Annotated in this window: 19 protein-coding genes; 15 read left to right on the forward strand and 4 right to left on the reverse strand. The window is 52.8% G+C overall.

Annotation, left to right across the window (positions count from 1 at the left end):
• Nucleotides 1–112 precede the first annotated feature (112 nt).
• A complete protein-coding gene (locus PSSD_RS24085; RefSeq protein WP_235589288.1) occupies nt 113–295 on the reverse strand; it encodes a hypothetical protein in 183 nt (60 codons plus the stop codon).
• 688 nt (nt 296–983) lie between these two features.
• Here PSSD_RS24085 and PSSD_RS24090 point away from each other — a divergent pair.
• Nucleotides 984–1,310: a transcriptional antitermination N peptide gene (locus tag PSSD_RS24090; protein WP_058973975.1), complete on the forward strand. Its 327-nt coding sequence runs from the start codon at nt 984–986 to the stop codon at nt 1,308–1,310.
• A 57-nt stretch (nt 1,311–1,367) separates the two neighbouring features.
• Here PSSD_RS24090 and iraP read toward each other — a convergent pair whose 3' ends face one another.
• From iraP to PSSD_RS28260, 3 genes are all read right to left on the reverse strand, one after another.
• On the reverse strand, nt 1,368–1,730 hold the full coding sequence (gene iraP / locus PSSD_RS24095) for an anti-adapter protein IraP (RefSeq protein WP_039330986.1): 363 nt from the start codon (nt 1,728–1,730) through the stop codon (nt 1,368–1,370).
• Nucleotides 1,731–1,889: 159 nt separating this feature from the next.
• Complete coding sequence (locus tag PSSD_RS26915) at nt 1,890–2,015, reverse strand: DUF2256 domain-containing protein (RefSeq protein WP_197063321.1); 126 nt, start codon at nt 2,013–2,015, stop codon at nt 1,890–1,892.
• The gene (locus PSSD_RS28260; protein ID WP_072215033.1) at nt 2,008–2,271 is read right to left on the reverse strand and encodes a hypothetical protein; all 264 of its coding nucleotides are present in this window, start codon (nt 2,269–2,271) and stop codon (nt 2,008–2,010) included. The genes PSSD_RS26915 and PSSD_RS28260 overlap by 8 nt, the downstream gene beginning before the upstream one ends.
• A 119-nt stretch (nt 2,272–2,390) precedes the next feature.
• Here PSSD_RS28260 and PSSD_RS24100 point away from each other — a divergent pair, with 119 nt between their 5' ends.
• From PSSD_RS24100 to PSSD_RS24160, 14 genes are all read left to right on the forward strand, one after another.
• Complete coding sequence (locus tag PSSD_RS24100) at nt 2,391–3,503, forward strand: hypothetical protein (protein ID WP_058973976.1); 1,113 nt, start codon at nt 2,391–2,393, stop codon at nt 3,501–3,503.
• Between the two features lie 33 nt (nt 3,504–3,536).
• Nucleotides 3,537–3,716: a hypothetical protein gene (locus PSSD_RS24105; RefSeq protein WP_058973977.1), complete on the forward strand. Its 180-nt coding sequence runs from the start codon at nt 3,537–3,539 to the stop codon at nt 3,714–3,716.
• Entirely contained in the window at nt 3,713–3,856 is a 144-nt protein-coding gene (locus PSSD_RS27880; RefSeq protein WP_167347706.1) for a hypothetical protein, read from the forward strand. The genes PSSD_RS24105 and PSSD_RS27880 overlap by 4 nt, the downstream gene beginning before the upstream one ends.
• Complete coding sequence (locus PSSD_RS24110) at nt 3,853–4,170, forward strand: hypothetical protein (protein WP_058973978.1); 318 nt, start codon at nt 3,853–3,855, stop codon at nt 4,168–4,170. Before PSSD_RS27880 ends, PSSD_RS24110 begins: the two co-directional genes overlap by 4 nt.
• Nucleotides 4,170–5,018: a phage recombination protein Bet gene (bet, locus tag PSSD_RS24115; protein ID WP_058973979.1), complete on the forward strand. Its 849-nt coding sequence runs from the start codon at nt 4,170–4,172 to the stop codon at nt 5,016–5,018. The genes PSSD_RS24110 and bet overlap by 1 nt, the downstream gene beginning before the upstream one ends.
• Entirely contained in the window at nt 5,015–5,695 is a 681-nt protein-coding gene (locus tag PSSD_RS24120) for a lambda exonuclease family protein (protein ID WP_058973980.1), read from the forward strand. The genes bet and PSSD_RS24120 overlap by 4 nt, the downstream gene beginning before the upstream one ends.
• A gap of 14 nt (nt 5,696–5,709) precedes the next feature.
• Nucleotides 5,710–6,405, forward strand: a complete 696-nt coding sequence (locus tag PSSD_RS24125) for an ASCH domain-containing protein (protein ID WP_058973981.1) — start codon at nt 5,710–5,712, stop codon at nt 6,403–6,405.
• Nucleotides 6,398–6,649, forward strand: a complete 252-nt coding sequence (locus PSSD_RS24130; RefSeq protein WP_058973982.1) for a hypothetical protein — start codon at nt 6,398–6,400, stop codon at nt 6,647–6,649. Before PSSD_RS24125 ends, PSSD_RS24130 begins: the two co-directional genes overlap by 8 nt.
• 311 nt (nt 6,650–6,960) lie before the next feature.
• Nucleotides 6,961–7,194, forward strand: a complete 234-nt coding sequence (locus PSSD_RS24135) for a DUF4060 family protein (protein ID WP_058973983.1) — start codon at nt 6,961–6,963, stop codon at nt 7,192–7,194.
• Nucleotides 7,191–8,063, forward strand: coding sequence for a phage N-6-adenine-methyltransferase (locus PSSD_RS24140; RefSeq protein WP_058973984.1), 873 nt, complete (start codon nt 7,191–7,193; stop codon nt 8,061–8,063). Before PSSD_RS24135 ends, PSSD_RS24140 begins: the two co-directional genes overlap by 4 nt.
• Nucleotides 8,060–9,919, forward strand: a complete 1,860-nt coding sequence (locus PSSD_RS24145) for a DNA cytosine methyltransferase (protein ID WP_058973985.1) — start codon at nt 8,060–8,062, stop codon at nt 9,917–9,919. The genes PSSD_RS24140 and PSSD_RS24145 overlap by 4 nt, the downstream gene beginning before the upstream one ends.
• Complete coding sequence (locus PSSD_RS24150) at nt 9,916–10,149, forward strand: hypothetical protein (RefSeq protein ID WP_235589287.1); 234 nt, start codon at nt 9,916–9,918, stop codon at nt 10,147–10,149. Before PSSD_RS24145 ends, PSSD_RS24150 begins: the two co-directional genes overlap by 4 nt.
• A 165-nt stretch (nt 10,150–10,314) precedes the next feature.
• Nucleotides 10,315–10,563: an excisionase family protein gene (locus PSSD_RS24155; protein ID WP_039330994.1), complete on the forward strand. Its 249-nt coding sequence runs from the start codon at nt 10,315–10,317 to the stop codon at nt 10,561–10,563.
• A 32-nt stretch (nt 10,564–10,595) separates the two neighbouring features.
• Nucleotides 10,596–11,501 (forward strand): site-specific integrase (locus tag PSSD_RS24160; protein ID WP_058973986.1); only part of this gene is annotated, 906 nt, incomplete at its 3' end.

The raw sequence follows: 11,501 nt of genomic DNA on the forward strand, positions 1-11,501 counted from the left end.
GGAAAACATTCGACAAATATGATTTGGCTCATTTTAATCATGACGATGAAGCATCGATTATTAACTTTGCAAAACATGCTCTTTGATTAGCCCGGCCACCGCGCCGGGTTTTTCATGCCACCGGCAACCAACCCGTCCTGACCAGTTCCGCAGCATCCCTGTAGACCCCCTTCCCGATCACGTTCGTTTCCCGCCGTCGCATCTCCTCCAGTTTCTCCGATAGCGTGTATTCAGTTATTAGCTCATCACTGAATTTTAGTTCCAGCACCGCCGAGCCGATTGCGGTGGCGATCATCACTGCACGTTCTTCTTAAAGTTCCATACGTCACCCGCTCAATTTTCACCCAAATCAGCGTATCACAACTGCGACTTTGCGGGCTTTTTAGTGACTGCTCATCCACATCGTGCTCATCAGAGAGCAAAAGATGATCAGTTGTATCTAATTCCACTAAAGCGCGTATGCTCACCGTATCAGCATTGGCTGATTGTAGAATTTCCCTTTGCAAGAATTTCATGCCTGTGTAACGCAGGCTTTTTTACGCCTCATTCTTCGCGCTTCGCTTTTATTTGTTTTTTCACATTGCGTTCCCCTTGCCTGCAACTACACTAAAGTCCACATCGAACAAGTCTGGTGCTCCTACCACCAGGCAAGTGAGAAGAAGCCCGCCACCGAGCGGGCTTTTTTTCGTCCGTAAAAAATAAAATCCCTTCTAAATCATTCTGCTAAACTCGCCTCATAATTTATTTATCATTTTGCTATTGCCATTGATTTAGCATAACGCTAAATTACAACTCATCAGCGGGATGCTGGTGAACAGCGAAACGGATAACACGCTCTTTTAACAACGGTGACGGATCACCTACGTGGCTGAAAAGCCAATTAGTACCAAAGCGTGAGTTTTGGGATGGGAAAGTGTAGCCCACGGAGGCAAGCCGAAGATAAGCACCGGCGCCCATCACTAAAATTCACTCAGGAGGTATCTATGACACGCAGAACTCAATTCAGTGGTTCAGCTGCAGGTCGTCGCAGGGAACGCCGTGCTGGCCTCCAGAGCGAAGCCAGCAACAGTTCAGAAGTAATGCACCGCCCTACTCCAAATCGTGTCGTGTTGCAGTGCAAACGCAGGGCGACACCGAGCGTTAATCGCGCAGTCGATACCGAGACGGATTATCACAAGCAGATTCTGGCGGGTGCCGCGGCATATGTTGAATACCGCATCAGTAGCAAATTTCAGAAGGTCAACAACGAAGCGGGTCGTCAGATTCATGCGGTGCAGAAAATGCGAGGCAAGTCGATCCCACTGATATGAGGTGAGTAAAGTTGAATGGTCTGAACTGCCAACACATTGCGCTGGCATTTAAAATGTTCAGTTCTTAGGAAGAGTTTTATCAGAAGCTTCACTTACACCGGTAATATCATTAAGACCGTCATGATTAATTTCTTCGTCAGCACCATCAACCGCTCTGGAGATGCTCAACAAATTTTGAAGTTCGCTTAACAATAATGCAGCATCTGACTTCAACACCTCATCGGTCTCTACTGAATCAATAACTGTGTTGATAGCTTTATTTGCTCCCTCTATCATCTCGGTAACGCCGCCCTGCTTCCCTACAGCTAAAACAAGTGCACTTATCAGTAGGGATTGAGCTTCAACACGGGCTGTTAATTGTTTCATCTCCGCATCAATGTGGGAAATTTTGGCAAGCATGCTTAAGACAACGTTTTTCATGTCATTGACCCCATAAAACTTGGATCATAACTTCAGAAAGGAGCGCTGCAAACAACATAGTTCCTAAAATTTCTAACCCGTCTCATGCCAAATTTTTGAAACCTAAAATGTGTTCACTTTTCATCAACCGATAAAAATAGAGCAACATCAGCCACTTGCTCACTTTCGCCGACAGCGTTCGGAACACTTGCGAACCTCATCCCAGCACTTTTCCCATTTTTTACGCCAAGTAAAGGGGCGGCCACAAACTGTGCAAATTTTGGTTGGGAGTTCGTTTTTATTCACGGTGTTCCTTATGAGATTTGGCCTCAACAAGAATCAGCGGACATTTCCTCACTTTACAGGCTTGTGAATAGGCCAATTCACATACATCGCACAAGCTTCTAAATTCTGTCTGATATTCGTACTCCATGTAATAACGAAAATTTCCACCATTAGTATCTGTGCGCCAGAAACGGAGTGGCTCCAGTACTTCGTCAAGCTGCCTGAATGTCAGGCCTGTCGGGTTGTGAAAACCCACTCTAACGCGATATGTAGTCATGTTTTGATAATCCCTAACCCTCTGATTCGTTACAACCCGGTAATTAATCTCGCTGTGATAGGGATTTCCTAAATGCACCCGCCTCCGAGCGGGTATTTTTTTACCGGCAGGAGAAGGAAATGAGTGAAACAACGGATTTAGCAGTTCTGGAAATTAAGCCAGAACAGGCGCCCACGCTGTATGTTCCAAACGGCCTTGATTCTTACCTCGACCAGATCCGCGACTCAGTGAAAGAAGTTCCGGATCTGACCACTGTCAAAGGGCGCACCCGTGTGGCATCGCTGGCGGCCCAAGTGTCGCGTAGCAAGACAGCTATTGAAAAACCGGGCCGCGATTACCTTAAGCGCCTGAAGGAATTGCCAAAGGAAGTCGAGGCAGAGCTGCGCCGCTTCGTGACCGAGTGTGACGCCATTCGCGATGAAACGCGCCGCCCGCTTACCGAATGGGAGCAAGCTGAAGACGAGCGCAAGCAGGCATTGAAGCAGCGCCTGGTCACCCTCCGCGCGCTGGCCGATGTGATTGACGACGCCGGGAACTACCTTCCGTCCACTGACATTCAGGCCCGTCTCAGCGAAGCCAAAGCAGTGACGCTGGATGACACCTGGCAGGAAATCGCAACCGAAGCAGGCGTGGCAAAGGATGCCACAGTGCAGAAGCTGGAAGCCGCCGCCATCGTCGCCAAACAGCGTGAGGATCAAGCCGCCGAACTCGAGCGCCTCCGCAAAGAAGCGGAAGAGAAAGCGCGCCGCGATCACGAAGAGAAGTTGAAGAAGGAAGCCGCTGAAGCCGCCCGCCGTGAAGCCGAACAGAAAGCACAGGTTGAGCGTGAAGCAGCCGAACGCCGCGAAGCAGAGCTGAAGGCCATGGCAGAACAAGCCGAGCGTGACCGTATCGCTGCACAGGAACGTGCAGAGCGCGAAGCCAAAGAAGCGCAAGAGCGCACCGCACGACTGGCGCAGGAAGCACGTGAGCAGGCTGAACGCGAGAAGCAGGCAGCCATCGCCGATGAGCAGCGCAAGGCTAAGGCAGCGGAGGATGCTCGCTTGGCTGAAGAGAAACGCATAGCCGACGAAGCCGCCAAGCGAGCAGCTAACGACACGCACCGCAAAGCAGTGGGCACCGCCGTAGTTAACGCGCTGATCGCTAACGCTGGCCTGTCACGCGAAGCAGCTATCGCCACTCTGGTAGCGCTGAAAGACGGCCTGATTCCTCACACCACCATCAATTACTGATCACCCAATCTAACCAACACCAAGGAACCCACGATGTCATATGCAATCGCGGGCGATGCCATCGTGGCTCGCCCTAGCTTTACCACGCCTGTAACCAACCAGTTCACATTCAAATTATCAGGTGCAGACGTTATGCACTGGCAGCCTAAAAGCCGCTTACAGCAGCTTTGGGAGCGTTTGGTGGAAGTCATCACGCAGGACGGCAACCCATGAAATCAGAACAAAAAGCCGAGCAGTACCAGAAGCTACAGGAAACGTGGGATCGCCAGCGCGCCGAACTGCTGAAGCGCTCTAACGGCTTCACCTTCATCAACGCTTTTTTGCAGCGCCTGATCATGGGGGAACGCAAATGAAATTCCGCCTGCACGACAAAGACGGCAAAGAGGTTCAGGCCATTGCCAACAGCCTGCCGGATGACGAACTGCAGATCATCACGGCGCGTGTTGACGACATCATGAGTAAGCGCGGCATGAGCCCTATTGTGGCGCCAGCCTGCGCATTGATGCTTCGCCACTTCGACCACGAAACTATGGGCATGTTCGACATGGATGATGAGCTGGAAATGGCAGCTGACGCATTCATGCGGGACATGATGATCACCGCAGCGAAGCGCGAGCGGGCAATTGAAATCTGGAAGCACAAACACAGTTACGACGAGGTGGCCTAATGTCAGGTGAACTAACCATCACCGCCAGTGTTCTGGCAGAAAAAGGGATTGATGTGGCGACGTGGAGCGCCCTCAAAAACAGTATTTACCCAGGCGCTAAGGAAGAGTCAGTAATGATGGCGCTGGATTATTGCCGAGCGCGCCAACTCGATCCTCTCTTGAAGCCTGTGCACCTTGTACCGATGAGCGTTAAAGACCAAAAAAGCGGTAAGAACGAATGGCGTGATGTTGTCATGCCTGGCATCGGGCTGTATCGCATTCAGGCTGACCGTTCAGGCGATTACGCAGGCGCTCATGAGCCAGAGTTTGGCCCAGATGTCACCCAGACGCTTAATGGTGTTGAGGTCACTTTCCCGCAATGGTGCAAGTACACCGTATGCAAACGAATGCCAAGCGGTGAGATCGTCGAGTTCAGCGCAAAGGAATATTGGACAGAGAACTACGCCACTGCAGGCCGCGACACCTCAGCACCGAATGCTATGTGGAAAAAGCGACCATATGGACAGTTATCAAAATGCGCCGAAGCGCAGGCACTGCGTAAGGCTTGGCCTGAGATTGGTCAGCAGCCAACAGCTGAAGAGATGGAAGGCAAGACACTGGATGTCAACGACGTTCGCGAAGTTACCTCACAGCGCGTACTGGAATCACAGGCGTTAATGGCTAGCAGTGCAACGCTTCAGGCAATCAGCGACCTTCTGATGAAACTCGATAAAGATTGGGATGATGATTTCCTGCCTCTCTGTCGTTCCATCTTCAAGCGTGAAATTTACGAAGCCAACCAACTAACCGAAGAGGAAGCGCAGAAAGGATTTAACTTCCTCACTAAGCGCGCACCGGAGGCGGCATGACTCCCGAAATTATCCTTGAGCGCACAGGGATTGATGTGCGAAATGTCGAACAAGGCGGAGAAGACTGGATACGTCTTCGCCTTGGGGTGATCACCGCCTCTGAAGTTTCAAACGTGATCGCCAAACCACGAAGTGGCACCGCATGGACTGAGATGAAGAAATCGTACTTCCACACATTGATCGCCGAAGTTTGTACCGGCGTATCACCGGAAGTAAATGCCAAATCTCTGGCATGGGGCAAGCAGCACGAAATGGACGCGAGAACGCTGTTTGAATTCACTTCAGGTGTGCAAGTTTCTGAAGCACCGATCATTTACAGGGATAGTTCGCTGCGTACCGCATGTTCACCAGACGGGCTATGCAGTAATGAGTTTGGCCTTGAGCTTAAGTGCCCTTTCACCTCTCGCGACTTCGTTAAATTCCGCCTTGGTGGTTTCGATGCCATTAAGTCTGCATACATGGCGCAGGTGCAATACAGCATGTGGGTAACGGGTAAAAACGCGTGGTTCTTTGCTAATTACGATCCTCGAATGAAGCGCGAAGGCATTCACCACGTCGTTGTTGAGCGTGATGAAAAGTACATGGCTGATTTTGATGAGCAGGTGCCAGATTTCATCGAAAAAATGGATTTGGCACTCGCTGAAATTGATTTTGCATTCGGCGATCAATGGAGATAGCTAAGGAAAACAACATGCGTGAACGTGGAATTATTTTTAACGACGAAATGGTTCGTGCAGTTCTGGAAGGCAGCAAGACGCAGACGCGCCGGATCATCAAGGGTTGCCCAACTGTCCAAGATGGCTGGTATCCAGACCGCTACAACAATTCGGAAGAGTGGACGTTTTGGGGTCCGCGTGGTTCCGCTGATGCTGGTCGCTGCACACTGCCTTTTGTTAAATGCCCGTTCGGTGCAGTAGGTGATCGCCTGTGGGTGCGTGAGACGTGGCAGGCAATTTATGACTACACCGACGAGCATGGGAATGTTGAAGAGCGCCGTTATGCACAAAGCATCCCTAAGCAGAAATCATATTGGCATCCGGTTTATGCAGCGGCGTGGGGAAATGAGGATCGAGAGACGCGCGGCTTCCCATGGTGCCCATCCATCCACATGCCGCGCTGGGCTTCCCGCATAACGCTAGAGATTACCGGCGTTCGTGTGGAGCGGTTGAACAATATCAGTGAAGAGGATGCGCAATCTGAGGGTGTACAGCAGCTGCGCGGGGGATTCTGGCGTCACTACCAACCAGGATGGACACAGCACCAGCTGAGCGCGCGTGGTTCATTCCTTACTTTGTGGGATTCCATCTACGGAGAGGAAAGCTGGCAGGCTAACCCTTGGGTGTGGGTGATCGAGTTTAAGCGCGTAAAGGGCGGCAGCGATGATTAGCGATGAGCGTCTTGAGCAAATAAGCCAGTGCAGTGACGTTGCTACCCTGTTTGCATATGAGCAGCGTCAGATGGCGCGGGAGTTGCTGGAGCTGCGCAAGGCGTTTAGTGAGCCTGTATGTTGCATAGAGCCACCTGAGCTTGATTATCTTTCCCATGGGGATGATGCACGCGTTTACTGGCCTAAAGCAGCAGAGCATGGCGACATACTCCTCTACCGCAAGCCCACCGACAGCACCACTTGAGTGCTCACCTACCGACAGCAATAAACTTTCTTATGATTTAGGCGATAATTCTTGTGCGGGAACTTGCCCGAATCAAGAAGGAAAATGACATGACCGAACAGCAGCAAATGCGTCGAGAACCAAGGCCGGCTAAGTGCCCATACTGTGGTTCAGATCGGGTGGCCAAGGAAAAGATAATGGGAAATCAAACTGGCGATTGGATATGTGGATCTTGCAAAGAAACTTGGTCCATAAAATACATCCCTCAAGAATAAGTGCCATCAAAGCATATAGACCTCGCCAAGGCGGGGTTTTTTATTGCCTGGAATTCTATGAAACAGCGAATTTACGGCGACAAAGAGCCCGCCCATCTCGTCGCCGCCAACAAAGTACTGGATGCACACCAAGCCAGGTATGGCGAGGGCAATAAGCACCATCCCATCAGATATTCCATCGCCTACCGCGGCAAACACTATCAGGTCGAAGTCATCACCCGGCGCACCACCATGGCAGCGACGGTGATTACCGGTGCCCGCAGCCTCAGCCGATTATCGGAGTTCGTATGACCAATCCATATGTTGCGGCGCTGGAAGCGCTGCGCGCTCAGCCTACCCACAAGCTTAAGCAGGTTGGAGACCAATGGCGCACCCCTGACCAAATATGGTGGGGCATCAATTCGCTGTACGGCCCTTTCGTTCTCGACCTCTTTGCGGATCGCGAGAACAACAAATGCGAGGCGTATTACACCGCAGAAGATAATGCGCTGACGCAGGACTGGTCAGCCCGCCTGGCGGAACTGAACGGCGCAGCGTATGCGAACCCGCCCTACAGCCGCGCCAGCGAATACGATGGTCAGTACATCACCGGCATGCGACACATCATCGCCCACACTATGGCAATGCGCGAGCTGGGCGGACGCTATGTCTATTTCATTAAAGCGGCAACCGCCGAGACCTGGTGGCCGGAAGAAGCGGATCACGTTGCCTTTGTGCGCGGTCGCATTAGTTTCGACCTGCCTGAATGGTACCAGCCAGAGGAAGGCCAGCCAGCAGAATCATCAGCCGGGTTCGGCGCGGCGATCGCGGTGTTCGATAAGAACTGGCGCGGCCCGAAAATGGACTATGTAGGCCGGGAGGAGCTGGAGATGCGCGGCTCGGCAATGATGTCGATGATTGAGCGCGCGGCAGTCAAGATGGCGCGACAGATTCAGCCCCAAAATATTCCTGAAATAATTCCTGAGACCGCCAATAAGGTCTGGCCCGCTGAAGTTAAGCTGATTGCCGGGCAGATCCCCGCACTTCATTCAATTGAAGAAGGCCATCATCAGAAGGTAATGCAGCACATCAACCGCATGCTGCTTGAACGCCACCCATCAGCCGAAATCATCACCGCAGCTCAGTCGATAACCGCATCGTTTGGAGAACAAGTCCTATGAGGGAAATCATCGTCGATAACTTCGCCGGCGGCGGCGGAGCCAGTACCGGTATTGAAATGGCTACTGGCCGCAGCGTGGACATTGCCATCAACCACGACGAAAACGCGATCGCCATGCACACCACCAACCATCCGGACACGCTGCACTACTGCGAATCGGTGTTTAATATTGACCCGGTCGCGGCGACTTCTGGCGCGCCGGTTGGACTGGCCTGGTTCTCCCCCGACTGCCGCCACTTCAGCAAAGCGAAGGGCAGCAAGCCTGTTAAAAAAGAGATTCGCGGCCTGGCTTGGATTGTCATCCGCTGGGCACTGGCGAAGCGCCCGCGCGTTGTGATGCTTGAAAACGTGGAAGAGTTTAAAACGTGGGGGCCGCTGCTAGACAGTGAAGACCGTCCGGATCCGGCGCGAGCGGGAGAAACCTTCGCGGCATTCGTTGGCATGTTGAGCACCGGCATTCCGGCGGATCATCCGGCGCTGGATGAGGTGTGCGACTTCCTGCAGATCGGCCGCCACAGTGGAGACGCCCGCCGCCTTGTCGCCGGATTGCGCTATACGGTCGAATACCGGGAGCTGCGCGCCTGTGATTATGGCGCGCCAACTATCCGCAAACGCTTCTTCATGGTGATGCGCTGCGACGGTCAGCCAGTGACGTGGCCACAGCCATCGCATGGTGATCCAAAAAGCCTGGCTGTGCAGTCAGGACATTTGAAGCCATGGAGAACCGCGGCTGAATGCATCGACTGGTCAATTCCCTGCCCCAGCATTTTTGGACGCAGTAAGCCGCTGGCCGAAAATACGATGAAGCGCATCGCTCGCGGCATTCAGCGCTTCGTAATCGACAACCCAACGCCTTTCATCGTGAAGTGCAATCACACCACCAGCAAAGGCGGTTATGACTGTTTCCGGGGCCAGTCACTGGATGACCCACTTCAGACGATTACCCGCAAGCATGGGTATGCCGTGGTCGCGCCGATTTTTGCTGGTACCGGTGGATCAACATTTCAAATGAAGCCGCGCCCGGTTGATAAGCCTTTTTTTACGCTGCTGACTCAGAACCGCACCAACATTGTCTGCCCTATGCTTGCGCCGGTCATCTCCCGCCAGTTCGGTAACAGTGTTGGTCACCCGGTTGATGAACCAGCGGGAACGGTCACAGCTGGCGGCGGCGGGCATAGCGCGTTAGTCGTGCCCACAATGATTCAGATGGGGTATGGTGAGCGCCCCGGACAAGCGCCGCGCGTTCTCGATATAGACAAGCCAGTTGGAACCATTACCGCCGGGGGCAATAAGTTTGCCCTCGCGACCGCTTTCCTCGCCAAACACTTCGGTGGCAACTATACCGGCCCGGGCGCCGCGTTGGATGGGCCAGCGCATACGGTGACCACCACCGATCATCATGCGCTGGTTACGTCGAACCTGATTAAGTTTCGCGGTACCAACACCGGCCAACCTACCGACACGCCGCTGCACACCATCACCGCCAGCGGCACCCACCTGGGCGAAGTGCGCGCCTTCCTGATGAAGTACTACGGCAACGAGGAAGGCGGCGTTGGCCTGACTGAGCCCCTTGGCACCGTCACTACGAATGACCGTTTCGGTCTGGTCACGGTTGACGGCACGGATTACCAGATAGTCGATATCGGTATGCGCATGCTGCAGCCTCACGAACTCTACGCGGCGCAGGGCTTCCCTTCCTGGTATGTGATTGATCAGGACTTTCGCGGCAAGAAGTACGCCAAAGACAAACAGGTTGCCCGCTGCGGCAACGCGGTACCGCCGCCATTCGCAGAAGCGCTGGTTCGCGCCAATCTACCTGAAATGTGTTCACCGCTCGCGCAGGAGAAAATCGCATGATGTCACCACAAACTGAAAACGCGCTCCGGGCGGTAGCGTGCAAGTGCCGGTCAGATATATTGGCCGCGCTTGAAGGTAAGCCGCGATCGGAACGCGACGGCATCATTACCGCCATTCTCGACCGCCACGCCAAAACTATTGATTGCCTGCCGCCAAATACGTTCAGGCCTAAAGCCTGGCTTATCCACTATGTGCGGCGAATTGATAAAGAAATGCGGACGGCAAAATGACTGCCACATGCGATGAAGTCGACACGGGCTGGGTTATCACAAACCTGGCCCTTTTTATTGCCCTGCTGCTGGCGTGGCTTTGGCCGCCTAAACAATAAATTTTGAAATGCAGCCACTTTCCACCCGCTACCCATTTGTAGCCATATACCAACATCCGGAGAGCCAATGGAAAACCTTATTCAACTGACACCCAATAAATGGGTGTCCGAGTCCGTTCTCACCACAGTAACCGGCATGACCAAACACATGATCCAGCACGCCCGCCGCTCTACCTGGATGGAAGGCCGCGAGTATAAGCATGTATCACCAGACCTCGCGCCGAAAGAAAACAGCACCATCATGTATTGCCTGCCAGAGATAAATCATTGGATCGAGAAGCAGCGCCCAGCGATCCGCAGAAAAATTTCTGCTTAAATGGCGGCTCCATCAACAACCGAGGAAAGCGAATGGCAAGCTATCCAACCGGCGTAGAGAACCATGGAGGGTCTCTACGCATCTGGTTTATATACCAGGGTAAGCGAGTAAGAGAGAGTCTTGGCGTGCCGGACACACCCAAGAACAGGAAGATGGCAGGAGAGCTGCGCACGTCGGTGTGCTATGCGATCAAGACGGGTAATTTCGACTACAGCAAACAGTTTCCGGATTCAGCTAATGTCGAAAAGTTTGGAGGGAAAAGGCAGCCAGTGACGTTGTCACAGTTAGCCCAAAAGTGGATGTCGCTGAAAGAGCTTGAACTGACGAAAACGGCGCGCATCCATTACCACTCGTATATCAGATCGGTGTTTGAGGTGCTCGATGAGCAAAGGTTTGCGAACAGCGTTACACAGGAAGGTATGCTTCAGGCAAGAAAGATGCTTTTGAATGGGTATCAGCGACCCAGGGGAAGAGACCATCGGCCATTGGAGGGAAGAAAGGCAACAACAGTGAATGGATACATCGCCTGCATGAAGGGTATGTTCTCGTTTGCAGTGCGGAATGGTTATATGGATCAAAACCCGCTTGATGGGGTATCACCACTCAAGAAGGAAAGGCCAAATCCTGATCCGCTTACCCGTGAAGAGTATGAGCGAGTATTAGATATGTGCCCCTCTGAACAGATGCAGAACATGATCATATTCGCAGTGAACACCGGGATGCGACACGGGGAGATTTACGCTTTAGCTTGGGAAGACATCGACACGGTCAACTGGACGGCAAAAATTGTCCGCGGCGAAGCGTTAGCTAATCACTTCACGCCACCAAAGACAGAGTCAGGGATCCGTACGGTTCAGCTGTCAGTTCCAGCGATTGATGCTCTTAAACGCCAGATGTCGCTGACACGAATGGGTAAGCAGCACGAAATCAAGGTTCAT

Origin of the sequence: Type-D symbiont of Plautia stali (genome assembly GCF_001485335.1) — a bacterium.
Lineage (GTDB): Bacteria > Pseudomonadota > Gammaproteobacteria > Enterobacterales > Enterobacteriaceae > Pantoea > Pantoea vagans_C.

Bases quoted from the DNA above. Each gene is read 5' to 3' on its own strand.
- PSSD_RS24085 (WP_235589288.1), bottom strand. From the start codon at position 295: ATGATCGCCACCGCAATCGGCTCGGCGGTGCTGGAACTAAAATTCAGT.
- PSSD_RS24090 (WP_058973975.1), top strand. From the start codon at position 984: ATGACACGCAGAACTCAATTCAGTGGTTCAGCTGCAGGTCGTCGCAGG.
- iraP (WP_039330986.1), bottom strand. From the start codon at position 1,730: ATGAAAAACGTTGTCTTAAGCATGCTTGCCAAAATTTCCCACATTGAT.
- PSSD_RS28260 (WP_072215033.1), bottom strand. From the start codon at position 2,271: ATGACTACATATCGCGTTAGAGTGGGTTTTCACAACCCGACAGGCCTG.
- PSSD_RS24100 (WP_058973976.1), top strand. From the start codon at position 2,391: ATGAGTGAAACAACGGATTTAGCAGTTCTGGAAATTAAGCCAGAACAG.
- PSSD_RS24105 (WP_058973977.1), top strand. From the start codon at position 3,537: ATGTCATATGCAATCGCGGGCGATGCCATCGTGGCTCGCCCTAGCTTT.
- PSSD_RS27880 (WP_167347706.1), top strand. From the start codon at position 3,713: ATGAAATCAGAACAAAAAGCCGAGCAGTACCAGAAGCTACAGGAAACG.
- PSSD_RS24110 (WP_058973978.1), top strand. From the start codon at position 3,853: ATGAAATTCCGCCTGCACGACAAAGACGGCAAAGAGGTTCAGGCCATT.
- bet (WP_058973979.1), top strand. From the start codon at position 4,170: ATGTCAGGTGAACTAACCATCACCGCCAGTGTTCTGGCAGAAAAAGGG.
- PSSD_RS24120 (WP_058973980.1), top strand. From the start codon at position 5,015: ATGACTCCCGAAATTATCCTTGAGCGCACAGGGATTGATGTGCGAAAT.
- PSSD_RS24125 (WP_058973981.1), top strand. From the start codon at position 5,710: ATGCGTGAACGTGGAATTATTTTTAACGACGAAATGGTTCGTGCAGTT.
- PSSD_RS24130 (WP_058973982.1), top strand. From the start codon at position 6,398: ATGATTAGCGATGAGCGTCTTGAGCAAATAAGCCAGTGCAGTGACGTT.
- PSSD_RS24135 (WP_058973983.1), top strand. From the start codon at position 6,961: ATGAAACAGCGAATTTACGGCGACAAAGAGCCCGCCCATCTCGTCGCC.
- PSSD_RS24140 (WP_058973984.1), top strand. From the start codon at position 7,191: ATGACCAATCCATATGTTGCGGCGCTGGAAGCGCTGCGCGCTCAGCCT.
- PSSD_RS24145 (WP_058973985.1), top strand. From the start codon at position 8,060: ATGAGGGAAATCATCGTCGATAACTTCGCCGGCGGCGGCGGAGCCAGT.
- PSSD_RS24150 (WP_235589287.1), top strand. From the start codon at position 9,916: ATGATGTCACCACAAACTGAAAACGCGCTCCGGGCGGTAGCGTGCAAG.
- PSSD_RS24155 (WP_039330994.1), top strand. From the start codon at position 10,315: ATGGAAAACCTTATTCAACTGACACCCAATAAATGGGTGTCCGAGTCC.